This is a genomic window from Streptomyces sp. NPDC005263, assembly GCF_042872365.1.
Classification (GTDB): Bacteria; Actinomycetota; Actinomycetes; order Streptomycetales; family Streptomycetaceae; genus Streptomyces.
Genome location: NZ_JBIAKJ010000003.1, coordinates 195,851 through 221,670, shown reverse-complemented (window position 1 = coordinate 221,670; position 25,820 = coordinate 195,851). Strand labels below are relative to the sequence as shown.

The window sequence follows — 25,820 nt, the reverse complement described above, 5'->3', positions numbered from 1 at the left end:
CGATGTGGGTTGCGACTACCAGCGGTAGTGCGCGAAGGCCTTGTTGGACTCGGCCATCTTGTGGGTGTCCTCGCGCTTCTTCACAGCGGCACCAAGGCCGTTGGAGGCGTCGAGGAGCTCGTTGAGGAGACGCTCGGTCATGGTCTTCTCGCGACGGGCGCGGGAGTAACCGACCAGCCAGCGCAGCGCGAGCGTGTTGGCGCGACCGGGCTTGACCTCGATCGGAACCTGGTACGTCGCACCACCGACACGGCGGGACTTGACCTCGAGGGTCGGCTTGATGTTCTCCAGCGCGCGCTTCAGCGTGATGACCGGGTCGTTGCTGGTCTTCTCGCGCAGGCCCTCCATGGCGCCGTACACGATGCGCTCGGCGGTGGAGCGCTTGCCGTTCAGCAGCACCTTGTTGATCAGGGAGGTCACCAGAGGAGAACCGTAGACCGGGTCGATGATGACCGGGCGCTTCGGGGCGGGGCCCTTACGAGGCATTTCTACTTCTCCTTCTTGGCGCCGTAGCGGCTGCGGGCCTGCTTGCGGTTCTTGACACCCTGGGTGTCGAGCGAACCGCGGATGATCTTGTAGCGAACACCGGGCAGGTCCTTCACACGGCCGCCGCGCACGAGCACGATGGAGTGCTCCTGCAGGTTGTGTCCCTCACCCGGAATGTAAGCAGTGACCTCGATCCCGCTGGTCAGACGCACACGCGCGACCTTACGCAGGGCCGAGTTCGGCTTCTTCGGGGTGGTCGTGAACACACGCGTGCAGACGCCGCGACGCTGAGGGGAACCCTCGAGTGCGGGCGTCTTGTTCTTCTCGACCTTGTCCTGCCGGCCCTTCCGGACCAGCTGCTGGATCGTAGGCACTACTTCTCCGGTTTCTGTGTGCCGAATGGTGAAGCTAACCTGGAACGTCGCCGACCCACGCGGTCGGGTGTGTCGAATCCGGCAGACCCTCGCCGCAAGGCGAGAAGGGCACGGATCACGGTGGCCAGTGACGGCTCGCTATGCGGTTTGAAGGCACGCACGAGAGCCAGGGCACACCCCAGGCACAAGGTCTGAGCGTACCTACCTCAACGACTTCGGTCAAAACAAATGCCGTCCGCCCCGACACGCCGGACTTGTTCTGGTTCCCCATATCTGCTAATTGGCACTTCCGTGTGAATCCCCACCGTTCGGGTATCGACCGCTGCGCCCCTTCAGTACGTTGAGCGATCGCTGAGGCGTGGGGGGCGGGAACGATGACAGCAGAGAGCCGGGACGGCACACCCGGGCAGGCGGACATACCGGGCGGAATATCCAGCGGCCTTCCGGCTGGATCAGCGTACGACCTGCCCGGCGGCCCATCGGGCGGATCACCGTACGACGGCGGCCTGTCGGGGGAGGACGGTCTGGACGACCGGGTGCCCTTCCTCGCCCGGCTGGAGAAGACGGACCGGGCCGCGCTGCTCGCGCTCGGCCGCGAGCTGTCCTTCGCGCCCCGGATGGTCCTCCTGCGCCAGAGCGAACCCTCCTCGCACGTCCTGTTCATCGTCGACGGCTGGACCAAGGTGACCGCGGCGGCGGCCAGCGGCTACGAGGCTCTGCTGGCGCTGCGCGGCCCCGGCGACATCATCGGCGAGTCCGCCGCGCTGACCGGCCGGACCCGCTCAGCGACAGTGACCGCGCTGGAGGCCGTACGGACCGTAGCCGTACAGCGCGAACGCTTCACGGACTTCCTGAACGACTCCCCCGCCACCTCCTTCGCCCTCCTCGGCCTCACCTCGGACCGTACGCGCGCCGCCGACCGGCGCCGCCTGGAGTTCGCCTCGATGAGTGTCAAGGAACGGTTCGCGACCCTGCTCCTCGACCTCGCCCGCACCCACGGCCGCCGTACCGCCGACGGCGTCGAACTGTCCGTGCCGCTGAGCAAACAGGAGCTCGCCGGCTCGGTGGGTGCCTCACGCGAGGCGGTGCAGCGGCTGCTCAAGGAACTGCGCGAGCGCGGGGTGGTGATCACCGGGCGGCGGGCCCTGGTGATCGTCCGACCCGGCGTCCTGCGCAGGATCGCGCGCGCCGAGGGACCCGAGTGAGCCGTGGGCGCCTGGGGCCCTGTGTGCAAACGGTCACAGTTCCAGTGAGTCATCCGTCCTCACGGCCACGGCTGAGGCCGCGGCACTCTTCGGATCCCGAAGCGCACCGCCCCCACAAGCCATCGCCCGCGACCGAAAGGCGACCATGCCCGACCCCGTGAGCCGCACGATCCTCCTGCTCGACATCGAGAAGTACAGCGACCGGGACGACGTCGAGCAGACGTATCTGCGGCGTGTCCTCTACGACATCACCGACCGGGCCCTGGAACACGCCGGCATCGACGAGACGCTGCGTCTGCGGGCCGACCGTGGCGACTCGGTCATGGAACTGATCGACGCCAACGCATCCGTGGCGAGGCTGCTGCGTGCCCTGCTCACCGAGGTCCCCGCGCAGCTGCACGGCTACAACCGGATCGCCTCCAGCTCGGCCCGGATCAGGCTGCGGGGCGTGGTTTCCACGGGTTACGTGGCCGTGGACGAGCACGACGGCTGGGTCGGCTCGGACCTCAACCACGCCTGCCGTCTCCTCGACGCGCGGCTGCTGCGGGAGGCCCTGCGCGAACGCGCGTCCGGATTCGCGCTCTGTGTGTCGGAGGGCGTGCACGCCGGGATCGTCCGCCACGACCACCACGGCATCCCGGCCGCGGACTTCCACCCGGTAACGCTGACCGGCAAGAACGGCTCGCTGACGGCCTGGCTCCACGGCCCGGCCCCCGAAGGGGCGGCGACTCCGGAGACGGCGGGTTTACGGACGGCGGCTCCGGTCACCGCGACGGAAACGCCTACGGCCCCCGCCGCACCGGCTGCTCCGCCGAACGCCGCCCCAGTCCGGCCACCGACGCCGGCCCCCGGCCCGGTCTTCAACTTCGGCAGCGGGTCGCCCCGGTTCGGGGGCGGTCTCGTGGCCGGGGACCAGCACGGCGTGTCCGGCGGGCAGGTCACCGGGGACGTGCACCTCGGCGGCACGGTGGGTGAGGAGGCGTGACGGCACCCGAGGCCGGGGACGCCGGCCCCGACGACGTCACCCCGCGCGCCGCGCAGCAGCCTGCGCCCCCGAGCCGGGAACCACACACCGACACCGTGCCGGACCCGGACGAGGAGCGGCCCCAGGAGGCGCGGGCCGCGCAGCGGGAACTGTTCGCGCACACCCCGGACTTCATCCTCGGCGAGGGGACGGGCTTCGGCGGCAGCCTGGTCGGCGGCTCCCAGCACGGCGTGTCCGGCGGGCAGGTCGGCGGCGACGTCTATCTCGGCGGCAGGACCGAGATCCACCACCACGGCCCGGCGGCCACCGCCCAGGGCGCCTCCGGCGAGATACCCCCCGAGCGCCTGGACGCGCTGGCCGCGGTGTTCGCCGAAGGCCCCGCCTTCGGCACCGCCCTGGAACGGCTGCGCGACGAACGCGTCCTGGTCCTCCGCGGCGCCCACGCCACCGGCCGCAACGCCGCCGCCGTGATGCTGCTGCACCGGCTGGGCGTGAGCGCCGTCCACGCCCTGAGTCCCGAGACCCCGCCGGCCGCCCTGAGCGCACAGCTCACCCGGCCCGGTGGGTACGTCCTGCGCGACCTGCCCCTGAGCCGCAACCGCCCCCTGCGCGACACCCACCTGTTCGCGGCCCGGGACCAGCTCGGGAAGGCCGACGGCTATCTCGTCGTCACCGTCGAGAACTCGCCGCACCTGCCCGGCATCACCCCGTGCGCCTGGGTCCCGCCGGGCGCGCGGGTGTCGTACGGGCGCAGCTGGCCCGGCATCGACCGGACGACGTCGACGCGTTGCTCGCCCTCGAACCGGTGACGGGGTTTCTCGCCGCCCCGGATCGCCGGCCTGCCGAGGCGGCCGCGTTCGCCGAGTCGCTGGCCGCGTACGACGGCGGCGCTGAAGCCCTGGCCCGGCTCGCGGACTTCGGGCAGGCCACGGTGGAGAAGCAGTGCCGGGACTGGCTCAGTGACCCCGCGACGAGTCTGCGGGACAAGGCCTTCCTGCTCTCGCTCGCCGTCTTCGACCAGGCCCCGTACGTCCTCGCGGCCGAGCTCGCCGACAAGCTGTTCGTCCACTTACAGCGGCTCCAGCACCCCGAACAGCCACCGGAGATCCCGGTGTTCGGGCCGGCCGCCGAGGACCGGCTCGCGCTCGCCCGGGCCGAAGGCGAACTGCGCGACGAGCAGACGGAGTGGGGCGCGGTACCCCAGTTCATGTCCCGTTTCCGCGACGAACGCACCCCGCGGGTCCTGCTGACCGAGGTCTGGACGGGCCACCCCTCGGCCCGCCCCGCACTCGTCGAGTGGGTGAGACAACTCGCCCGCGACGGGCGCCCGTTGGTGCGCACCCGCGCCGCCGCGGCGACCGCGCTGCTCGCCGCGGCCGACCTGCCCTCGGCGATGGCGCTGCTCGTGGACGGCTGGGCCAGGTCCCGCGCCTTCGGCCCCCGGGTCACCGCCGCGAACACCCTGACGCTCGCCCTGCTCCTGGACCTGCCTGTCGCCCTGCGGCTCCTCACCCAGTGGTGCTCCGACTCTCATCCGGGCCGTCGTTGGACGGCCATCCGCGCTCTGGGCCTGCTCGCCCCGTTGCGCCCCGACCTCGCCGGAGCCGCGCTCGGCGCGCTCGCCGCCCGCGCGCGGGTCGACGCCAGCAGTCCGGCCGAGTATGCCAACCTCACCGAGTCCGCGGCCCTGTTGCTGTCCGGCGGCCCGGGCCGGCGCCGCGCCGAGGTGCTCGCCGAGTTCGTACGACTGCTGTACCTGGACACCCCGGCGGTCCGCGACCTCGCCCTCGCCGCCTTCGTGCGCGCCTGCGACAACGACGAGGACGGCGGACTCGTCGGCTGGTACGCCGAGACCGGCATGTACGAGGCCGACGCGGCCCGCGATCTCGCCACCCTCTGGCGCACCGCCCTGAACGACCGCACCCACACCCGCCCGGCCCTCGCCGCGCTGCGCACCTGGGTGTACGTCGCCGGGCGCCGCGCGGACACGGCACTGGCGCTCGAGCTGCTGCTGCCCGCGCTGGTCGTCACCGCGGACGACCGCAAACGGCTCGACCACGCGCTGCGCACGATGCGCGCCGAGGACGGTGGCCCGCGCCCCGCGTCGGCCGACCGCCTGCTCGCCGTGCTGCATCCGGCGCCCACGCGCTGAACCACCCGAGGGCCTCGAGGACCTTCAGGACCTTCAGGACCCTCAGCGCCCTCATCTCCCGCAGACCCGCAGTCCCGCAGTCCCGCAGAACTCGAGGAGTGACCCATGACGGACTTCCGCCGGCCGCCGGAGTGGCAGCAACAGGCCGACCGGCACACCGCGCTGATCGACCCGGTGCTGACCGTGCGCCCCATCTCGCGCTTCGACTACACCGCCCGCAGACAGGTCGGCGCGATCGACCACGCCCTGGTCTTCGTCACCGCGAGCGGCTCGTACGACGTCTTCATGCCGCCGCACCGGCCGAGCCGCGCGGAGGCGGCGACCCGCCGCTACACCTCCGTGTACGAGGTGGACATGGGCAGTCATCCCGTGCAGCTGGAGCTCGAACTGCCCAGTGACGACGACGCGTTCGCGTTCGGCGTCACCGCCGACCTGACCTGGCGCGTGTCGGATCCCGTCGCGTTCGTGGTGAGCGGCGAGCGGGACGTGCCGACCCGGCTGACCCGGGAACTCCAGCAGGCGGCCCGGCCGGTCACCCGGCGCTTCCCCATCGACGACAGCCCCGCCGCCGAACGGGCCGTCCAGCGAGCGGTGGAGGAGGAGGCCGACTTCGCGGCGGGCACGGGTCTGACCGTGTCGTGCGTGGTGCGGCTGCGCCTGGACGACGACGCGATCGCCCACCGGCGGCGCCGGCGGACCCTGCGCTACGAGTCGGAGATGCTCGACCCCGAGCACGAGTACCGGCTCCGGCAGGCCCGCCTCGAACACGAGCTGGAGGTGCTGCGTGAGCATCAGTCACAGGAGCTGATCGCCCAGAAGATCGCCTTCTACCAGCACCACCTCCAGCACGGCGGTGTCGGCGCCTGGGCCTTCCACCTCGCCGCGCACCCCAGGGACACCCGGATGGTGATCCAGACCCTGCAGAAGGACCAGCTCGGCGCGATCCGCAAGGAGCTGGAGGTGATCGCCGGGGACACGATGGAGGACTTCCAGAAGGCGGAGTCGGCCCGGTCCGTCCTGCGCTCCGTGGACGACCTGTTGCGTGAGCAGACACCCCCCGCGCTGCCCGCGGGCGCGCCCCCGCAGCCGCCGTACGGCGAAGCCCCTCAGCCGCCCTACCCCGACGCGCCGGGCCCCCAGCCGGGCGCGGCTCCGCAGCAGCCGTACGCGCCCGCGCAGCAGCCCTACACGTCTGGCTCACCGTCCGCCTACACCCCGGGGGCTCCGGCAGCGCGGTACGACGCGTTCCAGGCCCCCGCACAGGTCCCGTACGACCCGGCGGCACAGGGGTCCGCCGGGTCGTACGAGCACACGCTGTACGCCGTCCCCGCGCCACCCCCGCCGCCGACGTCCCCCGTCACCGACGGACCGGCGCCCGCCGTGCCGCCCGCGCCCGGGGCGTACCCGGCACAGCCGCCCGAGGCAGGGTCCGCGTGACCACCCTGTCCCCCGGCACCGGCACCGGCACTGGCACCGGCACCGGCACCACGGGAAACCGGGCCGCGGAGCGGCTGCTCACCGAGGTGCGGGGAGAGATCGCCCGCGCCGACTCCAAGGCCTCCGTCCTGGTGGCGGCCCTTGGGATGACAGCCGGGGTGTTCACCGCGCTGCTGGCCGGCCGGGACTGGTCGCCGGGGCGGCTGTCCGGTCCCGGGGCCGCGGTCTGGTGGGCCGGGGCGGGCGCGCTGACGCTGTCGCTGGTCTCGCTGCTGCTGGCGGTGCTGCCCCGCTACCGCACCGATGCCTGGGCCGCCGGACGGCCTCTCTGCTACTTCGGCGACATCCAGCAGGCCGTGCGCGAGGGGCGGCTCGCCGAGGCTCTCGCCGACACGGACCGTGACCCGGCCGCCGGTCTGCTGACCGCCCTCGCCGAGAACAGCGGGATCGCCGCGGCCAAGCACCGCTGGATCCGCGTGGGCCTGATCGCCTTCTGCGTCGGCACCCTGCTGCTGCCCACCGCCCCGCTCATCGGCTGACGTCCCCGCCTCGAAGGAGCCCGCCATGTCCCAGCCACCCACTCCGCCCGTGCCACCCGGCCCCGCCTACCCGGACCCGCCGTACCCGGAGACCGCCCCTCCCGGCACCCCCAGTCCCGCCTACCCGGCCCCGCCCTACCCCGAGACCACCACCACGAGCCCCACATACCCGGCCCCGCCCTACCCCGAGACCACCACCACGGGCGCCACGTACCCCGCCCCCGCATACCCGACCACCGCGATACCGGCCACCGCGCAGCCCGCATATCCGCAGGCACCCGCCTACCCGGAACCCACCGCCCCGGCCCCGCACCAACCGCGGCCCGGGACGCCCTCGCCGAACCCAGACCTGGGCGGTCCCTGGCCGGATCCGGCCCGTCCGGGTCCGGGCGCGGGGCGACCGGGCTCCGGCCACCCCGACGCCGCCCCGGCATACCCCGGCCCCGGCCCCGCCTACCCCGGCGCCGATCCCACCTACCCCGTCGACGCAGGCGCCGCCCCGCCTCCGTACGTCCACCCCGGCGCCGTACCCCCCGCGCCCGCTCCCCCCGGCGTGGCGCCCCTGCCCCCACCCCAGCCCGATGCCGCCCCCGACGACCTCGACTACCGCCACCGGGGCGCCCGTGTGCACGTCGCCGAGCACCAGCGGGGGGCCGATGCCACGGCGATCGGGCGGCTCGCGGTGCAGCTGCCCGGGGCGTTGGTGAGCCTCGCGCTGGTGAGTTCCCTGGCCCTGGGTGTCTTCGGGAGCGTCATGGGGACGTTCGTGATCGTGGCCTGGGTCGCCTCCGGGCTGCTCGTCTTCCACCGGCCCACCGAGCTGGCCTTCGCCCGGCACGTGCTCAAGCTCCGGCTGCCGACACCCGACGAGCGGGCCCGTCTGGAACCCGTCTGGCACGAGGTCACCGCCCGCGCCGGCATCGAGCGGGGCACCTACGAACTGATGGTGGAGAACAGCGAGGAGCTGAACGCGGCGGCGGTCGCCGGCCATGTCGTCGGCGTCACCACGTACGCCCTGAACCGGATCCCGAGCAGCAACCTCGCCGCCGTACTCGCCCACGAACTCGGCCACCACACCGGCGGCCACGCCTGGGCCGGACTGCTCGGCTACTGGTACTCCCTGCCCGGCCGGATCGCCTGGGCGGTGACCAGGGCGCTGGCGAGGTTCGCGATCGCCGTGGCCGGCGTGTTCTCCATGGCGGCGACCGGCTTCCTGATCCTGTTCATGAGCCTGGTGGTGGTGGCCGCGTTCTTCGCCGCCTGGTACATCACGATCCCGCTGGTCGCCGCCCCCTATCTGCTCGCCTACGCGGGCCGGCGCGGCGAACTGCGCGCCGACCAGCAGGCCGCCGAACTCGGCTTCGCCCGCCAGCTGGCCGAGGTGCTCCACCACTTCCAGACCGAGGAGACGGCGACCAAGGCCGCCCTCGTCGCCCAGGGACAGAAGCTCCGCGAGCCCGGCACCCTGACCAGGCTCCTGTCCACCCACCCCGACCACCGGACCCGGCTGAGCGAACTGGAACCGTTCCTGCGCCTGACCCGCTGAGCGCCCCGCTCCGGCGGCCCCGGACACGCCGAAGGGCGCCCACCCCGTACGAAACGGAGTGGGCGCCCTTCGAATCAAACTGCTCGCTTCACACTGCTCGCCTACTGGTTGTACGGCCCGTAGTCGTAGTCCTCCAGCGGCACAGCCTGCCCGGAGCCCGTGCCGAACGGCGAGTAGTCGATGTCGTCGTAGCCGACGGCCGAGTACATCGCGGCCTTGGCCTCCTCGGTCGGCTCGACCCGGATGTTGCGGTAGCGGGACAGACCCGTACCGGCCGGGATGAGCTTACCGATGATGACGTTCTCCTTGAGGCCGATCAGGGAGTCGGACTTGGCGTTGATCGCCGCGTCCGTCAGAACCCTGGTCGTCTCCTGGAAGGACGCCGCCGACAGCCAGGACTCCGTGGCCAGCGAGGCCTTGGTGATACCCATGAGCTGCGGACGACCGGAGGCCGGGTGACCGCCCTCCTGGACCACACGACGGTTCTCCTGCTCGAACTTCGAGCGCTCGACCAGCTCGCCGGGCAGCAGCTCGGCGTCGCCGGACTCGATGATCGTCACACGGCGCAGCATCTGCCGGATGATGATCTCGATGTGCTTGTCGTGGATCGACACACCCTGCGAGTTGTAGACCTTCTGGACCTCGCCGACCAGGTGGACCTGGACGGCACGCTGGCCCAGGATGCGCAGCACGTCGTGCGGGTTGGTGGCACCCACGGTGAGCTTCTGGCCCACCTCGACGTGCTCGCCCTCGCTGACCAGGAGTCGGGCACGCTTCGAGATCGGGAACGCCGTCTCGTCGCTGCCGTCGTCCGGCGTGATGACGATCTTCTTGGTCTTCTCGGTCTCCTCGATCCGGACGCGGCCGTTGGCCTCGGAGATCGGGGCGACACCCTTCGGGGTACGGGCCTCGAAGAGCTCGACGACACGCGGCAGACCCTGGGTGATGTCGTCACCGGCCACACCACCGGTGTGGAAGGTACGCATCGTCAGCTGGGTGCCGGGCTCACCGATGGACTGGGCGGCGATGATGCCGACCGCCTCACCGATGTCGACCAGCTTGCCGGTGGCCAGCGAGCGGCCGTAGCACATCGCGCAGGTGCCGACGTGGGACTCGCAGGTCAGGATCGAACGGGTCTTGACCTCCTCCACACCGTGGTGCACGAGCTGGTCGATGAGCACGTCGCCGAGGTCCACGTTGGCCGGCGCGATCACCTTGCCGTCGATGACGACGTCCTCGGCGAGCATGCGGGCGTAGACGCTGGTCTCGACGTCCTCCGTCTTGGTCAGCACGCCGTCGGCGCCGCGGGTGGCGATCTTCAGCTTCAGACCGCGCTCGGTGCCGCAGTCCTCCTCGCGGATGATGACGTCCTGCGAGACGTCCACCAGACGACGGGTCAGGTAACCCGAGTCGGCGGTACGCAGGGCGGTGTCCGCCAGACCCTTACGCGCACCGTGCGTGGAGATGAAGTACTCCAGCACCGACAGACCCTCACGGAACGAGGCCTTGATGGGACGCGGGATGGTCTCGTTCTTCGCGTTCGACACCAGACCACGCATACCGGCGATCTGACGCATCTGCATCATGTTTCCGCGAGCACCCGAGCTGACCATCATGGCGACCGGGTTGGTCTTCGGGAAGTTCGCGTTCATCGCCTCGGCGACCTCGTTGGTCGCCTTGGTCCAGATCGCGATGAGCTCCTGCGTGCGCTCGTCCTTGGTGATCAGACCACGCTCGTACTGCTTCTGGACCTTCTCGTCCTGGTCCTCGTAGCCCTTGACGATCGCGCGCTTCGCGTCGGGAACGACGATGTCGGAGATGGCCACGGTGACGCCGGACCGGGTCGCCCAGTAGAAGCCGGCCGCCTTCAGGTTGTCGAGCGTCGCCGCCACGATGACCTTGGGGTAGCGCTCGGCGAGGTCGTTGACGATCTCGGAGAGCTGCTTCTTGCCGACCTCGTAGTCGACGAACGGGTAGTCCTCGGGCAGCAGCTCGTTGAAGAGCGCACGGCCCAGCGTGGTGTTCAGGCGGAAGGTGTCACCCTGCTGCCACTCCGGTTCGCCCTCTTCGCGGGCCGGCGGGGTCCAGCCGCGCGGCGGGATGGTGCCCACCGGGAAGCGGATGTCCACGCGCGACTGCAGCGAGAGCTCGCCGGCGTCGAACGCCATGATCGCCTCGGCCGCGGAGCCGAAGGACCGGCCCTCGCCCTTGACGTTGCGCAGCTCGCCGTCGGTGGTGAGGAAGAACAGACCGAGGACCATGTCCTGGGTCGGCATCGTCACCGGACGACCGTCGGCGGGCTTGAGGATGTTGTTCGAGGACAGCATCAGGATGCGGGCCTCGGCCTGCGCCTCCGCGGACAGCGGCAGGTGCACGGCCATCTGGTCACCGTCGAAGTCCGCGTTGAACGCGGTGCAGACGAGCGGGTGGATCTGGATGGCCTTGCCCTCGACCAGCTGCGGCTCGAAGGCCTGGATGCCGAGGCGGTGCAGGGTGGGCGCACGGTTGAGCAGAACCGGGTGCTCGGCGATGACCTCTTCGAGGACGTCGTACACGACCGTGCGGCCGCGCTCCACCATGCGCTTGGCGCTCTTGATGTTCTGCGCGTGGTTCAGGTCGACCAGGCGCTTCATCACGAACGGCTTGAAGAGCTCCAGCGCCATCGCCTTCGGCAGACCGCACTGGTGCAGCTTCAGCTGCGGACCGACGACGATCACGGAACGCGCGGAGTAGTCCACACGCTTACCGAGCAGGTTCTGACGGAATCGACCCTGCTTGCCCTTCAGCATGTCGCTGAGGGACTTCAGCGGGCGGTTACCGGGACCGGTGACCGGACGGCCACGACGACCGTTGTCGAACAGCGCGTCGACGGCCTCCTGGAGCATGCGCTTCTCGTTGTTCACGATGATCTCGGGCGCACCGAGGTCGAGAAGGCGCTTCAGGCGGTTGTTCCGGTTGATCACACGGCGGTACAGGTCGTTCAGGTCGGAGGTCGCGAAGCGGCCACCGTCCAGCTGCACCATCGGGCGAAGGTCCGGCGGGATGACCGGCACGCAGTCGAGGACCATGCCCTTGGGGCTGTTGGAGGTCTGCAGGAAGGCAGACACGACCTTCAGCCGCTTCAGCGCACGGGTCTTCTTCTGGCCCTTGCCGGTACGGATGATCTCGCGGAGGCGCTCGGCCTCCTCGTCCAGGTCGAAGGACTCCAGGCGCTTCTGCAGCGCCGCGGCACCCATCGAACCGTCGAAGTACGTGCCGAAGCGGTCACGCAGCTCGCGGTAGAGGAGCTCGTCGCCCTCCAGGTCCTGGACCTTGAGGTTCTTGAAGCGGGTCCACACCTCGTCGAGACGGTCGATCTCGCGCTGCGCACGGTCACGCAGCTGCTTCATCTCACGCTCGGCACCCTCGCGCACCTTGCGGCGCACGTCGGCCTTGGCGCCCTCGGCCTCCAGCTCGGCCAGGTCGGTCTCGAGCTTCTTGGCCCGGCCTTCGAGGTCCGAGTCGCGACGGTTCTCGATCTGCTGCCGCTCGACGGAGACGTGCGCCTCCAGGGAGGGCAGGTCGCGGGTACGACGCTCCTCGTCGACGAACGTGATCATGTACGCCGCGAAGTAGATGACCTTCTCGAGGTCCTTGGGCGCCAGGTCGAGCAGGTAGCCCAGACGCGACGGGACACCCTTGAAGTACCAGATGTGCGTGACGGGGGCGGCCAGTTCGATGTGGCCCATCCGCTCACGGCGCACCTTGGCGCGAGTCACCTCGACGCCGCAGCGCTCACAGATGATGCCCTTGAAGCGGACACGCTTGTACTTGCCGCAGTAGCACTCCCAGTCCCGGGTCGGACCGAAGATCTTCTCGCAGAAGAGTCCGTCCTTTTCAGGCTTGAGCGTGCGGTAGTTGATCGTCTCGGGCTTCTTGACCTCGCCGTGGCTCCACTGACGGATGTCGTCAGCCGTGGCCAGGCCGATCCGGAGCTCATCGAAGAAGTTGACGTCGAGCACTATGCGTCAATCCCTCTCAGGGTTGTAAGTCTGTGGGGTCTGAAACGGGGGTCCTGGGGCCGGCCGGAGGTTCTGGATCTTGTCGCAGAACCTCCGGACCGGACTCCCGTCAGACCTCTTCGACGCTGCTCGGCTCACGCCGGGACAGGTCGATGCCAAGCTCCTCCGCGGCGCGGAAGACGTCCTCGTCGGTGTCGCGCATCTCGATGGACATGCCGTCCGAGGACAGCACCTCCACGTTGAGGCACAGGGACTGCATCTCCTTGATGAGCACCTTGAAGGACTCGGGGATGCCGGGCTCGGGGATGTTCTCGCCCTTGACGATGGCCTCGTAGACCTTCACGCGGCCGGTGACGTCGTCGGACTTGATGGTCAGCAGTTCCTGGAGGGCGTACGCGGCGCCGTATGCCTCCAGCGCCCACACCTCCATCTCGCCGAACCGCTGGCCACCGAACTGGGCCTTACCACCCAGCGGCTGCTGGGTGATCATCGAGTACGGGCCGGTCGAACGGGCGTGCAGCTTGTCGTCGACCAGGTGGTGCAGCTTCAGGATGTACATGTAGCCGACCGAGATCGGCTCCGGGAACGGCTCGCCGGAGCGGCCGTCGAACAGCGGTGCCTTGCCGGTCGGGAGCACCATGCGCTCGCCGTCACGGTTCGGAATCGTGTGGTTCAGCAGACCCGCGAGCTCGTCCTCACGCGCACCGTCGAAGACGGGGGTCGCGACGTTCGTGCCCGCGTCGACCTGGTCGGCGCCGATGACCTGCAGGCGCTGCGCCCACTCGTCCGCGAGGCCGGAGACGTCCCAGCCGCGGCTGGCGAGCCAGCCGAGGTGGATCTCCAGGACCTGTCCCGGGTTCATTCGGGACGGGACACCGAGCGGGTTGAGGATGATGTCGACCGGGGTCCCGTCCTCGAGGAACGGCATGTCCTCGATGGGCAGGATCTTGGAGATGACGCCCTTGTTGCCGTGACGGCCGGCGAGCTTGTCACCGTCGGTGATCTTGCGCTTCTGCGCCACGTACACGCGCACCAGCTGGTTCACACCGGGGGGAAGCTCGTCGCCCTCCTCACGGTCGAAGACGCGGACGCCGATGACCTTGCCGATCTCACCGTGCGGCACCTTCAGCGAGGTGTCACGGACCTCACGGGCCTTCTCACCGAAGATCGCGCGGAGCAGGCGCTCCTCCGGGGTCAGCTCGGTCTCACCCTTGGGCGTGACCTTGCCGACCAGGATGTCTCCGGCGACGACCTCGGCACCGATACGGATGATGCCGCGCTCGTCGAGGTCGGCGAGGACCTCCTCGGAGACGTTCGGGATGTCCCGGGTGATCTCCTCGGGGCCGAGCTTGGTGTCACGGGCGTCGACCTCGTGCTCCTCGATGTGGATCGAGGAGAGGACGTCGTCCTGCACGAGGCGCTGCGACAGGATGATCGCGTCCTCGTAGTTGTGACCCTCCCACGGCATGAACGCCACGAGCAGGTTCTTGCCCAGCGCCATCTCGCCGTTCTCGGTGGCGGGACCGTCGGCGAGGACCTGGCCGGTGATGATCCGGTCGCCCTCGTTGACGATGACCTTCTGGTTGACCGAGGTGCCCTGGTTGGAGCGGGAGAACTTGGCCAGGCGGTACGTGATGTACGTGCCGTCGTCGTTGGTGGTGGTGATGTAGTCCGCGGAGACCTCCTGGACCACACCGTCCTTCTCGGCCTTGACCACGTCGCCGGCGTCGACGGCGGAGCGGTACTCCATGCCGGTGCCGACGAGCGGGGCCTCGGACTTGATCAGCGGCACGGCCTGGCGCATCATGTTCGCGCCCATGAGGGCACGGTTGGCGTCGTCGTGCTCGAGGAACGGGATCATGGCGGTCGCGACCGACACCATCTGGCGCGGCGAGACGTCCATGTAGTCCACGTCGTCACCGGGGACGTAGTCGACCTCGCCGCCACGGCGGCGGACCAGGACGCGGTTTTCGGTGAAGCGCAGGTTGTCGTCGAGCGTGGCGTTGGCCTGCGCGATGACGAACCGGTCCTCTTCGTCGGCCGTCAGGTAGTCGACCTCGTCGGTGACGACACCGTCGGTGACCCGGCGGTAGGGCGTCTCGACGAAGCCGAACGCGTTGACGCGGCCGTAGGAGGCGAGCGAACCGATCAGACCGATGTTCGGTCCTTCGGGCGTCTCGATCGGGCACATGCGTCCGTAGTGGGACGGGTGCACGTCACGGACCTCGAAGCCGGCCCGCTCACGGGAGAGACCACCCGGGCCAAGAGCCGACAGACGGCGCTTGTGGGTGAGACCCGACAGCGGGTTGTTCTGGTCCATGAACTGCGACAGCTGGCTGGTGCCGAAGAACTCCTTGATGGAGGCGACGACCGGCCGGATGTTGATCAGGGTCTGCGGCGTGATCGCCTCGACGTCCTGGGTCGTCATGCGCTCACGGACGACTCGCTCCATACGCGCCAGACCCGTACGGACCTGGTTCTGGATGAGCTCGCCGACGCTGCGCAGACGACGGTTGCCGAAGTGGTCGATGTCGTCGGTCTCGACGACGATCGTGGTGCCGTTGTCAGCGGCCGTCTCGGTCTCACCGGCGTGCAGCTTCACCAGGTACTTGATCGTCGAGATGACGTCCTCGACGGTCAGGACACCCGCGTCCAGCGGAGCGTCCGCACCCAGCTTCTTGTTGACCTTGTAGCGGCCGACCTTGGCGAGGTCGTAGCGCTTGGGGTTGAAGTAGAGGTTCTCGAGCAGCGTCTGCGCGGCCTCACGCGTGGGGGGCTCGCCCGGACGCAGCTTGCGGTAGATGTCGAGCAGCGCGTCGTCCTGGCCCTGGGTGTGGTCCTTCTCCAGGGTGGCGCGCATCGACTCGTACTCGCCGAACTCCTCGAGGATCTGCTCGGTCGTCCAACCGAGAGCCTTGAGCAGGACGGTGACGGACTGCTTGCGCTTGCGGTCGATGCGGACACCGACCATGTCGCGCTTGTCGATCTCCAGCTCCAGCCAGGCACCCCGGGACGGGATGACCTTGGCGGAGAAGATGTCCTTGTCGGACGTCTTGTCGATGGAGGAGTCGAAGTAGACACCCGGCGAGCGGACCAGCTGGGACACCACGACACGCTCGGTGCCGTTGATGACGAAGGTGCCCTTGCCCGTCATGAGCGGGAAGTCGCCCATGAAGACGGTCTGGGACTTGATCTCGCCGGTCTCGTTGTTGGTGAACTCGGCCGTCACGAAGAGCGGGGCCGCGTACGTGAAGTCACGGTCCTTGCACTCATCGATGCTGTTCTTCGGAGGCTCGAAGCGGTGGTCGCGGAACGTCAGCGACATCGACCCGGAGAAGTCCTCGATCGGAGAGATCTCCTCGAAGATCTCCTCCAGACCGGACTTGGTGGGGACGTCCTGACCGGACTCGAGAGCCGCCTCGACGCGAGCCTTCCACGCGTCGTTGCCGAGCAGCCAGTCGAAGCTCTCGGTTTGCAGCGCGAGAAGGTTCGGAACCTCGAGGGGCTCCTTGATCTTTGCAAAGGAAATGCGCAGCGGGGCAGTGCTGGCGGCGTTGTTCGTATTCGCGGTCGAGGCAGTGCGCGAGGCGGCCAAGAGGGGGTCCTTCCGAGGGCTCGGACTCACTACGCGCGTACCGGTCCCTCTCCGGGACACAGAGACAGCCGTTTCCTTCTCCGGCTCACATGCTGGCCAGGTCGGATTCGGTCTGATCGTCGGTGTTCAAGCGAGGGCATGCCCCTGGTGACGGGCAGGGGACAGCTAACAGGCAGCGCAAAGGGTCAGTGTAGCCAGTTGGCACACTGATGTCCAGTGCGGGTTTTTGAGACCCTCGTTGTTCTCAACACCTTCGGCAAGCTCACGTCCTCAACGCACGTTGATACTGCCCTCTTCGTCGCCGATCCATGCCTCGGATTCGGATCGTTGTGACGACGCGTCCTGAGAATTGCGCGCTGCGTGCGGTTCGTCAAGGCCCCCTTGCCCGAACCGGGTGCTGCGCTCGTCACGTACAGCCCGTACCGGGGACGCCCGGAGGCACGATGAAGATCACCATACTCCGCGCGGACCTCGGTGCAAGGTTGCCGCCGCCCGGCTCCTCGAACGCCGAAGAGCGACCACCCGGATGGATGATCGCTCTTCGATGCGTCAGCGTTACAGCCCTCTCAGAGGAACCGTGTCAGCCGGCCAGAGAGTCCTGCGGACTCCGTGGGGTCACTTGACCTCGACGGAGGCGCCGGCGCCCTTGAGGGCCTCGGCGGCCTTCTCAGCGGCCTCCTTGGCGACCTTCTCGACGACGGGCTTCGGGGCGCCGTCCACGAGGTCCTTGGCCTCCTTCAGACCCAGCGAGGTCAGCTCACGCACGACCTTGATGACCTGGATCTTCTTCTCGCCGGCACCGGTGAGGATGACGTCGAACTCGTCCTGCTCCTCAGCGGCCTCGACGGCGGCCGTCGGGCCGACCGGGGCAGCGGCAACCGCGGCGGCGGCGGTGACGTCGAACTTCTCCTCGAACGCCTTCACGAACTCGGAGAGCTCGATGAGGGTGAGGGACTCGAACTGCTCGAGCAGCTCTTCCTGGGACAGCTTCGTCGCCATGGGGGCGATCCTTCCACTAAATCGGCTGGTGCCGGATGTACATGTGAGGCGGGCGTACTTTCGGCCCGCTGCGACCACTGCCTAGGCGGCGGTCAATGCGCGAGCCGAATTACTCGGCACCGCCCTGCTCGGCCTGCTTGGCACGAAGCGCCTCCGCGGTGCGGACGAACTTCGAGGGAAGCGCCTGGAAGAGCTGCGCAGTCTGGGTCTGCTTGCCCTTGAAGGCACCCGCCAGCTTGGCGAGCAGAACCTCGCGGGACTCGAGGTCCGCGAGCTTCTTGATCTCGTCGGCGGACAGCGCCTTGCCGTCAAGGACACCGCCCTTGATGACGAGGTTGGGGTTGTCCTTGGCGAAGTCACGAAGACCCTTCGCCGACTCCACCGGGTCACCGGCGACGAAGGCAACTGCCGTCGGACCGTTGAACAGGTCGTCGAGCGTCGTGATCCCGGCCTCGTTGGCCGCAATCTTGGTCAGCGTGTTCTTCACCACGGCGTACTGGGCGTTCTCACCGAGCGAGCGGCGCAGGTTCTTGAGCTGCGCGACGGTGAGACCCCGGTACTCGGTCAGCACAGCGGCGTTCGAGCTGCGGAACTGCTCCGCGAGCTCGGCTACCGCGGCAGCCTTGTCGGGCCTTGCCATGAGCGTCGGCCTCCTTCCGGGTGATGACGACCGCTCGGAAGGGGCTGGGAGAAACGAAACGCCCCGGCGCAGGCGCACGGGGCGTAACTCAACCGGTTTCCGCAGCGCGAGCAGCGGACTCCGGGAGTACTTCCACAGTCACCTACGCGGGTCGTCCGCGGTTTGCAGCGGATCCTTCGGCCACCGGGCCCTCTCACGAGCGCACGGCAACGACCAGCGGTCTTTGGCTTCTGTAGGAGAGTACGTGAACGAATCGCCGTCAGGCAAATCCGGTCGCACGGGGCTGAGCGACCGGCACCGGATCAGCTGTCCAGGGCCTTCTTCATCATCTCGGCGAGGTCCGCCGTGTCCTTGGCGGGCGGGGCCGTCACGCTCACCGGCTTGTTGACGTCGAGGAAGGTGATGGTCATGTCGAGCGGGCCCTTGTCGGCCTCACCCTTCATGCGGAACTGCTTGGTGTGGTCGTCGCCGTCCACCCACATGTCCATCGTGAGTTCGTCGACGCCCAGCTTCTCGTACTGCTTGATGCTCTTCTCGCGCGCCTCGCGAGTGGCCTTGTCCTTGTCCTTCAGGGAGGCCTTGAGGTCCTTGAGGGTGACGACCCCGGAGTAGCGCGTGGTCTCGGTGCCCTCGACGGTCTCGGTGCCGACCTTCTTCACGTCCTTGGCGCCGGTGAGGAAGGTGGACTCGGTCGCCGGGTTCTGGTCGGCCTGGCCCGCGCCCGGCGTGCCCCCGCCGAGGCCCTTGTCGCCCAGCGCGGACATGTCGAACTTGATCCAGCTCTTGCCGTCCATCTCCTTGGCCGCCGCGGCTCCCCCGCCGATGTACATGGCCTTGTCGACGAGCCGGATCTCCGCGGTGCCGTCCGCGCCCTGGTCGAGCGCCGTGATCTTCATGCTCATGGCCACGGTGGGCTTGGTGCGCATCGAGGCCTCGGCCTTGACCCGGCCCTCCTCGGGCACCTTGCCGGTCATGCGGTACCGGAAGGACGTGATGTCCTCCGTGTTCTTCGCCGCCTTGGCGACAGCCGCGGCGGGCGACATGCTCGGCGACTTCTCCGTCCCGCATCCAGCCGCCCCCGCGGCGAGGAGCAGGGCGGCGAGGCCGGCACCGGCGGTCTTACGGCGCCTGGACGTACGTATGGAAGACACCACTGATTCCCCCCAAGGAACACATGGACTACTCACAGCAAGGCCGTGAGCGTATCCCAGGAGGCGGCCCGGGACCCGCGAATTCCCTGGGCCTCAGGAGGCCGAACCGCCTTGCTGCGTCAGGAGGTTCCGGAAGTCCTGGGTGTCGTCGGCCGGGGGCCTGCGTGTGGAGACCCGGACGCCGTAGTCGCCGTAGTGGGCGGTCTGGGTCAGCTCGCCGGTCGCGGTCCTGCCCCGGTCGACCTTCTTGACCAGCAGGTCCCGGTCGTCGACCCAGATGTCCACGGTCTCGGTGGTGACGCCGGCCTGTTGGAGTTGCTCGCGCAGCCGCGCGTCGGCCACCTCGCCCACGACCACCGTGCCGGAGTAGTGGGTGGTGGCCCGCCCGTCGACCTGCTCCTCGCCGACCTCGCGCACGTCCTGGGAGTCGAGCAGCAGCCGTATCGACTGGTTCGGCGTGGTGGTGCGCATCTGGTCGCCGAAGGTCGCGCCGCCGCCGAGGTCCGCGAGGTGGTCATAGGCGTACTTGATCCAGTGCCTGCCGCCGGCCTTCCGGGCGAACGCGTCGCCCATGTGCGCGTAGTAGGCGTCGGGCAGATAGCGCGCCTCCATCGAGGTGATGCCGAGCGTGCGCATCGTCTCGGCCGTCGTGCCGCCGGTGTAGGTGATGGTCAGCGTGCCGGTGAGCCCCTGGTCCCAGTCGAGTGCGCCGTCGGCCTTGAGGGACAGCTGGGTGCCCATGACGGTCGTGGACCGTACCCGGACCGATTCGGCGCGGTCGGTGGACCGCTCGGCCAGGCGCAGGGCCGCGTGGGACGCGGAACTCGTCCGTCCGCCCTCGGGCTCGTCGGGCGACCCGGAGGAGGTGCAGGCGGCCAGGCCCGTCAACGCGGTCGCGGCCGCGAGGGCGATCCGGCACCCGTTCCTGCACTTCATACGTCCCCCTGTGCCGTCGCTCTGCCCGCACGCTAACCCAGGGCACGGCACCCGCACATGGGAACGGGCCCCGCACCTCGAAGGTGCGGGGCCCGTCGCCGACAGGGCGATCCGGCGGACTCGGCCAGATCAGACAGCCGCCGGGTCCTCCTCGACGAGGAGGTTGCGGGTGCGGTTCGGGTCGACCGGAATGCCGGGGCCGATCGTGGTGCTGATCGCGGCCTTCTTGATGTAGCGACCCTTGGCGGCGGACGGCTTCAGACGGAGGATCTCCTCCAGGGCCGCGCCGTAGTTCTCCACCAGCTTGGTGTCGTCGAAGGACGACTTGCCGATGATGAAGTGCAGGTTCGAGTGCTTGTCGACGCGGAACTCGATCTTGCCGCCCTTGATCTCGGTCACGGCCTTGGCCACGTCCGGGGTCACGGTGCCGGTCTTCGGGTTCGGCATCAGACCACGCGGGCCGAGGACCCGGCCGAGGCGGCCGACCTTGCCCATGAGGTCCGGGGTGGCGACGACGGCGTCGAAGTCCAGACGGCCCTTCGACACCTCGTCGATGAGCTCGTCGGCGCCGACGATGTCGGCGCCCGCGGCGGTCGCGGCCTCGGCACGGTCACCGGTCGCGAAGACCAGGACCCGGGCGGTCTTACCGGTGCCGTGCGGGAGGTTCACGGTGCCACGGACCATCTGGTCGGCCTTGCGCGGGTCGACACCCAGACGGAAGGCGACCTCGACGGTGCCGTCGAACTTGGACGTGGAGGTCTCCTTGGCGAGACGGACGGCCTCGAGCGGGGCGTACTGCTTGTCCCGGTCGATCTTGGCGTCCGCAGCGCGGAGAGCCTTGCTGCGCTTGCTCACAACTGCTCCTGTGTGTTCTGAAAGGAGTCGTGGTACGGGCCGAGCAGGCCCTGCCACGTGCGGCCGAGGCCGCATGGGGTTCTACGAAGGTGCTACGGGGCTGGGGTTCAGCCCTCGACCGTGATGCCCATGGAACGCGCGGTGCCGGCGATGATCTTCGACGCGGCGTCCAGGTCGTTGGCGTTGAGGTCGGGCATCTTGGTGGTGGCGATCTCGCGGACCTGCGCCTGGGTGATCTTGGCGACCTTGGTCTTGTGCGGCTCGCCGGAGCCCTTCTCCACGCCCGCGGCCTTGAGGATCATCTTGGCGGCCGGCGGCGTCTTGGTGATGAAGGTGAAGGAGCGGTCCTCGTAGACCGTGATCTCCACCGGGATCACCCAGCCACGCTGCGACTCGGTCGCGGCGTTGTAGGCCTTGCAGAACTCCATGATGTTGACGCCGTGCTGACCCAGCGCGGGGCCGACCGGCGGAGCCGGGTTGGCGGCACCGGCCTGGATCTGGAGCTTGATGAGCCCCGTGACCTTCTTCTTCTTGGGAGGCATTGCTCTCCGGGTCCTTTCGAATCGGATGTGCCTGCGCCCGGGTCGCGTCCCGGATGAAGGCATACCGCACAACGATAACGGGTATAGATGCGCGGCCAAAAACCGAGCAGGTCAGACAAGCTTTTGGCAGCCCATCTGACCTGGTCGGAAGCGGTAGGCCCAGAAGACCCGAGGAACTAGTTCTTCTGGATCTGGTCGAAGGACAGCTCGACCGGCGTCTCGCGGCCGAAGATCTCCACGAGACCCTTGACCTTCTTCGAGTCGGCGTTGATCTCGTTGATGGTCGCCTGCAGCGTGGCGAACGGGCCGTCGGTGACGGTGACCGAGTCGCCGACCTCGAAGTCCAGGACCTGGACCTCGACCTTGCGGGCCGGAGCCGGCTTGCCCTCGGCCTCGGCGGCCTCACGGGCGGCCTTCTCCTCGGCCTCCGGGGCGAGCATCTTGACGATCTCGTCCAGGGTCAGCGGGTACGGGTCGTAGGCGTTGCCCACGAAGCCGGTGACGCCGGGGGTGTTGCGGACGACGCCCCAGGACTCGTTCGTCAGGTCCATGCGCACCAGCACATAGCCGGGGAGCTTGTTCTGCCGGATGGTCTTGCGGTCGCCGTTCTTGATCTGGACGACCTCTTCCTGCGGAACCTCGGCCGCGAAGATGTAGTCCTCGACGTTCAGCGAGACGGCGCGCTGCTCCAGGTTGGTCTTCACGCGGTTCTCGTAGCCGGCGTAGGTGTGGATGACGTACCACTCGCCGGGGAGGGTGCGCAGTTCCTCACGCAGGGCGGCCACGGGGTCGACGGGCTCGGCCGGCTCTTCGTCCTCGGCCTCTTCCGCTTCCCCGGCCTCGTCCGCGAGCTCACCGTCGGTGTCCTCGGCGGCCTCGTCGTCGGCGGCCTCGTCGTTCTCGTCCTCGGCGTGGAGCGCGGCTTCCTCCGCGGGCTCGCCCGCGTCGGCGTCGGCAGCCTCGACCTCGTCCAGGTCCTCGTCCGCACCCTCGACGATCTCGAGCTCGTCTTCCACGGACTCGACGTCCTGCCCGTGTGGCTCGATGGCGTCGTTCAGGTTCTGGTCAGACACGGTGGCTGCTTCTTCCTGGATACATAGGGGTGGAACATGCGAAAACGGGCGCCGGTAACCGCGGCGCCCTTCGCTCTGTGCTCAGCCGAATACGTACTTGGCGGCGTGGTTGAGACCATAGTCAATCACGGTCACCAGGCCGATCATGACGAGCACGAAGACGATCACCACGGTCGCGTACGTCGTCAGCTGGCTGCGTGACGGCCAGACGACCTTGCGGAGCTCCGCGACGATCTGGCGGTAGAACAACGCGAGACGCTTCAGCGGACCCTTCTTGGCCCGCTTGCCGCCCTTACGAGTCTTCTTGGACTCCGGCGCCTCGTCCTGGGCATCAGGCATGTCGATGGAGCCCACGGCGTCCGTCACTCGTCCTCACCTGATTCCGGGTCGTGGCCGTGCCGCGCCCGGTCTGAGCCGCACGGCGGTGCATTGCTGTACGTACATGCGTGCACACATCCTGGCGAAGGTGTGTGTAGCAGGGCCGGAGGGACTTGAACCCCCAACCGCTGGTTTTGGAGACCAGTGCTCTACCAATTGAGCTACGACCCTTTGTGTGCCACCCAACGTACCGCATTCGCCCGAGTGCTCGGTGTGCACCGGTTGAGCGCAGCCCGCTGAAGGCCAACGAGGTGAGAGTGTACGTGTTCCGCGGCCCGAGGTCGAACAGAAAGTGCGCGTAGGGACGTTGTCCACGGAAGATCGCCCAGCGTGGGGCCCGGATCCGGACGGTTGTTCAGTGGTTGTTCAGTCTGTGAAACCCGCGTGCCGGGGAAGTTTCCGGTCTGGAACGATGGGGTCCATGAGCCCTGCAACCCCTCCCACCGAGCGCCGGGTCTCCGCCCGAGTCGGCGCGATCTCCGAGTCCGCCACCCTCGCCGTGGACGCCAAGGCCAAGGCACTCAAGGCCGCCGGGCGCCCGGTGATCGGCTTCGGCGCCGGTGAGCCCGACTTCCCGACCCCGGACTACATCGTCGAGGCCGCCGTCGAGGCCTGCAAGAACCCGAAGTACCACCGCTACACCCCGGCCGGTGGTCTGCCCGAGCTGAAGGCCGCGATCGCCGCGAAGACGCTGCGCGACTCGAACTACGAGGTCGACCCGTCGCAGATCCTCGTCACCAACGGTGGCAAGCAGGCGATCTACGAGGCCTTCGCCGCGATCCTCGACCCGGGCGACGAGGTCATCGTCCCGGCGCCGTACTGGACGACGTACCCGGAGTCGATCCGGCTGGCCGGCGGTGTCCCGGTGGATGTCGTCGCGGACGAGACGACCGGCTACCGGGTGAGCGTGGAGCAGCTGGAGGCGGCTCGTACGGAGAAGACGAAGGTCGTCCTCTTCGTGTCGCCGTCCAACCCGACCGGCGCGGTCTACAGCGCCGAGGACGCCGAGGCGATCGGTCGCTGGGCCGTCGAGCACGGCCTGTGGGTGCTGACCGACGAGATCTACGAGCACCTCGTCTACGGCGACGCGACGTTCACCTCGCTGCCCGCGATCCTGCCGGAGCTGCGCGACAAGTGTGTCGTGGTCAACGGTGTCGCGAAGACCTACGCGATGACGGGCTGGCGGGTCGGCTGGATCATCGGCCCCAAGGACGTGGTGAAGGCGGCGACGAACCTCCAGTCACACGCCACGTCGAACGTGTCGAACGTGGCCCAGGTCGCGGCGCTGGCCGCGGTGTCGGGTGGGCTGGACGCCGTCGCGGAGATGCGTGAGGCCTTCGACCGGCGGCGCCGGACCATCGTGCGGATGCTCAACGAGATCGACGGCGTGGTCTGCCCGGAGCCCGAGGGTGCCTTCTACGCGTACCCGTCGGTGAAGGGCCTGCTCGGCAAGGAGATCCGCGGCAAGCGGCCGCAGGACACGGTCGAGTTGGCCGCGCTGATCCTGGAGGAGTCCGAGGTCGCGGTCGTGCCGGGCGAGGCGTTCGGCACGCCGGGGTATCTGCGGCTGTCGTACGCCCTGGGGGACGAGGACCTCGTCGAGGGGGTCTCGCGGATCCAGAAGTTGCTGGCGGAGGCGCGGGACTGAGTATCGGTGGCAGGGCCCCGGCTACGTGTTGGCGTAGGCGGGGTCCTGTTTTTGTTTGGGGGTGGGTGGGGGTGCGGGTGGTGAGGGCGGGGTGGTGGTGGGTGGGGTGCGGGTGGTGCCGGTGGTGGGGGGTGCGGGTGGTGGGGTGGGGTGTGTTTGTGCGAGCAATGCCACTAAAGGGGAAAGTGCTACCGGGGCGGCGGGGACGTACGGCAGGATCTTTGGATGGAGCGTGTACGTGATGTCTCTGAGCTGCCTAAAGCCCATCTGCACCTGCACTTCACCGGGTCGATGCGGCCCACCACCGTGCTGGAACTGGCCGACAAGCACGGTGTGCGGCTGCCCGACTCCCTGACCGAGGCACTGACCAGCGGGGAACCGCCGAGACTGCGGGCCACGGACGAACGCGGCTGGTTCCGTTTCCAACGGCTGTACGACGCGGCACGCTCGTGCGTGCAGGATCCCGAGGACATTCAGCGCTTGGTGCGGGAGGCGGCCGAGGAGGACCTGCGCGACGGCTCGGGCTGGCTGGAGATCCAGGTGGATCCGACGTCGTACGCCCCACGGCTGGGCGGTCTGATCCCGGCTCTGGAGATCATCCTGGACGCGGTGGACACGACGATGCGGGAGACCGGGCTCGGGATGCGTGTCCTGGTCGCCGCGAACCGTATGAAGCACCCGCTGGACGCGCGGACGCTGGCCCGGCTGGCGGTGCGGTACGCGGACCGGGGGGTCGTCGGCTTCGGTCTGTCGAACGACGAGCGCCGGGGCATGGCGCGGGACTTCGACCGGGCGTTCGGGATCGCGCGGGACGGTGGGCTGCTGTCGGCGCCGCACGGTGGGGAGCTGACCGGGCCCGCGTCGGTGCGGGACTGCCTCGACGACCTGCACGCGCACCGGATCGGCCACGGGGTGCGGGCGGCGGAGGATCCGCGCCTGCTGAAGCGGCTCGCCGATCGGGGGGTCACGTGCGAGGTGTGCCCGGCGTCGAATGTGGCCCTGGGCGTTTACGAGAAGCCCGAGGACGTGCCGCTGCGGAAGCTCTTCGAGGCGGGCGTTCCGATGGCGCTGGGCGCCGACGACCCGCTGCTGTTCGGCTCACGGGTCGCGGCCCAGTACGAGATCGCGCGGGAGCACCACGGCTTCACCGACCAGGAACTGGCGGAACTGGCACGGCAGTCGGTGCGGGCTTCGGCTGCGCCGGATGATGTGCGGGGCGAGCTGTTGGCGGGGATCGACGCGTGGTTGAGCGGGCCGGTCGGCTGAGTACGGCGGGCT

Annotated in this window: 21 protein-coding genes and 1 tRNA gene; 9 read left to right on the top strand and 13 right to left on the bottom strand. The window is 69.0% G+C overall.

The genetic code is table 11. From position 1 onward, the window contains the following. Positions 1–15 precede the first annotated feature (15 nt). Both rpsG and rpsL read right to left on the bottom strand, forming a co-directional pair. A complete protein-coding gene (gene rpsG / locus ACFYRY_RS14600) occupies positions 16–486 on the bottom strand; it encodes a 30S ribosomal protein S7 (RefSeq protein WP_005481264.1) in 471 nt (156 codons plus the stop codon). A gap of 2 nt (positions 487–488) precedes the next feature. Then, a complete protein-coding gene (gene rpsL, locus ACFYRY_RS14595) occupies positions 489–860 on the bottom strand; it encodes a 30S ribosomal protein S12 (protein ID WP_003948652.1) in 372 nt (123 codons plus the stop codon). A 506-nt stretch (positions 861–1,366) separates the two neighbouring features. Between rpsL and ACFYRY_RS14590 the strand changes: the two genes are divergently transcribed. From ACFYRY_RS14590 to ACFYRY_RS14560, 7 genes are all read left to right on the top strand, one after another. After that, a complete protein-coding gene (locus ACFYRY_RS14590) occupies positions 1,367–2,065 on the top strand; it encodes a Crp/Fnr family transcriptional regulator (protein ID WP_389146210.1) in 699 nt (232 codons plus the stop codon). Between the two features lie 145 nt (positions 2,066–2,210). Further along, positions 2,211–3,050 carry a hypothetical protein gene (locus tag ACFYRY_RS14585; protein ID WP_389144297.1) on the top strand — a complete coding sequence of 280 codons (840 nt, stop codon included), beginning with the start codon at positions 2,211–2,213 and terminating at the stop codon, positions 3,048–3,050. Continuing rightward, complete coding sequence (locus ACFYRY_RS14580) at positions 3,047–3,859, top strand: hypothetical protein (protein WP_389144295.1); 813 nt, start codon at positions 3,047–3,049, stop codon at positions 3,857–3,859. The genes ACFYRY_RS14585 and ACFYRY_RS14580 overlap by 4 nt, the downstream gene beginning before the upstream one ends. Then, positions 3,760–5,202: a hypothetical protein gene (locus ACFYRY_RS14575; protein WP_389144292.1), complete on the top strand. Its 1,443-nt coding sequence runs from the start codon at positions 3,760–3,762 to the stop codon at positions 5,200–5,202. The genes ACFYRY_RS14580 and ACFYRY_RS14575 overlap by 100 nt, the downstream gene beginning before the upstream one ends. Before the next feature lie 105 nt (positions 5,203–5,307). Beyond that, positions 5,308–6,639 carry a PE-PGRS family protein gene (locus ACFYRY_RS14570; protein ID WP_389144289.1) on the top strand — a complete coding sequence of 444 codons (1,332 nt, stop codon included), beginning with the start codon at positions 5,308–5,310 and terminating at the stop codon, positions 6,637–6,639. Beyond that, entirely contained in the window at positions 6,636–7,178 is a 543-nt protein-coding gene (locus tag ACFYRY_RS14565; RefSeq protein ID WP_389144286.1) for a Pycsar system effector family protein, read from the top strand. The genes ACFYRY_RS14570 and ACFYRY_RS14565 overlap by 4 nt, the downstream gene beginning before the upstream one ends. A 25-nt stretch (positions 7,179–7,203) precedes the next feature. Then, positions 7,204–8,724, top strand: coding sequence for a M48 family metalloprotease (locus ACFYRY_RS14560; RefSeq protein ID WP_389144283.1), 1,521 nt, complete (start codon positions 7,204–7,206; stop codon positions 8,722–8,724). 101 nt (positions 8,725–8,825) lie between these two features. On the opposite strand, the gene ACFYRY_RS14555 is transcribed toward ACFYRY_RS14560, so the two are convergent. The 11 genes from ACFYRY_RS14555 to ACFYRY_RS14505 all read right to left on the bottom strand — a co-directional run bounded on the left by ACFYRY_RS14555 (position 8,826) and on the right by ACFYRY_RS14505 (position 23,065). After that, the gene (locus tag ACFYRY_RS14555; RefSeq protein ID WP_389144280.1) at positions 8,826–12,725 is read right to left on the bottom strand and encodes a DNA-directed RNA polymerase subunit beta'; all 3,900 of its coding nucleotides are present in this window, start codon (positions 12,723–12,725) and stop codon (positions 8,826–8,828) included. Positions 12,726–12,834: 109 nt separating this feature from the next. Further along, positions 12,835–16,320 carry a DNA-directed RNA polymerase subunit beta gene (rpoB, locus tag ACFYRY_RS14550; RefSeq protein ID WP_389144277.1) on the bottom strand — a complete coding sequence of 1,162 codons (3,486 nt, stop codon included), beginning with the start codon at positions 16,318–16,320 and terminating at the stop codon, positions 12,835–12,837. 615 nt (positions 16,321–16,935) lie between these two features. Further along, complete coding sequence (gene rplL / locus ACFYRY_RS14545; protein WP_389144275.1) at positions 16,936–17,319, bottom strand: 50S ribosomal protein L7/L12; 384 nt, start codon at positions 17,317–17,319, stop codon at positions 16,936–16,938. A 109-nt stretch (positions 17,320–17,428) separates the two neighbouring features. Beyond that, positions 17,429–17,959 carry a 50S ribosomal protein L10 gene (rplJ, locus tag ACFYRY_RS14540; RefSeq protein ID WP_389144273.1) on the bottom strand — a complete coding sequence of 177 codons (531 nt, stop codon included), beginning with the start codon at positions 17,957–17,959 and terminating at the stop codon, positions 17,429–17,431. 302 nt (positions 17,960–18,261) lie between these two features. Then, positions 18,262–19,110, bottom strand: a complete 849-nt coding sequence (locus ACFYRY_RS14535) for a DUF1396 domain-containing protein (RefSeq protein WP_389144270.1) — start codon at positions 19,108–19,110, stop codon at positions 18,262–18,264. A 93-nt stretch (positions 19,111–19,203) separates the two neighbouring features. After that, complete coding sequence (locus tag ACFYRY_RS14530) at positions 19,204–20,046, bottom strand: hypothetical protein (protein ID WP_389144268.1); 843 nt, start codon at positions 20,044–20,046, stop codon at positions 19,204–19,206. A 129-nt stretch (positions 20,047–20,175) separates the two neighbouring features. After that, positions 20,176–20,901, bottom strand: coding sequence for a 50S ribosomal protein L1 (gene rplA, locus ACFYRY_RS14525; RefSeq protein WP_389144265.1), 726 nt, complete (start codon positions 20,899–20,901; stop codon positions 20,176–20,178). A gap of 107 nt (positions 20,902–21,008) precedes the next feature. Next, positions 21,009–21,443, bottom strand: coding sequence for a 50S ribosomal protein L11 (gene rplK, locus ACFYRY_RS14520; RefSeq protein WP_030359033.1), 435 nt, complete (start codon positions 21,441–21,443; stop codon positions 21,009–21,011). 176 nt (positions 21,444–21,619) lie between these two features. Further along, entirely contained in the window at positions 21,620–22,516 is an 897-nt protein-coding gene (gene nusG / locus ACFYRY_RS14515) for a transcription termination/antitermination protein NusG (RefSeq protein WP_389144263.1), read from the bottom strand. Between the two features lie 81 nt (positions 22,517–22,597). Continuing rightward, positions 22,598–22,882 carry a preprotein translocase subunit SecE gene (gene secE / locus ACFYRY_RS14510; protein WP_356765844.1) on the bottom strand — a complete coding sequence of 95 codons (285 nt, stop codon included), beginning with the start codon at positions 22,880–22,882 and terminating at the stop codon, positions 22,598–22,600. 110 nt (positions 22,883–22,992) lie between these two features. Then, positions 22,993–23,065 (bottom strand) — tRNA-Trp (locus ACFYRY_RS14505). 250 nt (positions 23,066–23,315) lie between these two features. On the opposite strand from ACFYRY_RS14505, the gene ACFYRY_RS14500 reads away from it, so the two are divergent. Both ACFYRY_RS14500 and ACFYRY_RS14495 read left to right on the top strand, forming a co-directional pair. After that, positions 23,316–24,542, top strand: a complete 1,227-nt coding sequence (locus ACFYRY_RS14500; protein ID WP_389144261.1) for a pyridoxal phosphate-dependent aminotransferase — start codon at positions 23,316–23,318, stop codon at positions 24,540–24,542. 225 nt (positions 24,543–24,767) lie between these two features. Then, positions 24,768–25,808, top strand: coding sequence for an adenosine deaminase (locus ACFYRY_RS14495; protein WP_389144258.1), 1,041 nt, complete (start codon positions 24,768–24,770; stop codon positions 25,806–25,808). Positions 25,809–25,820: the final 12 nt, after the last annotated feature.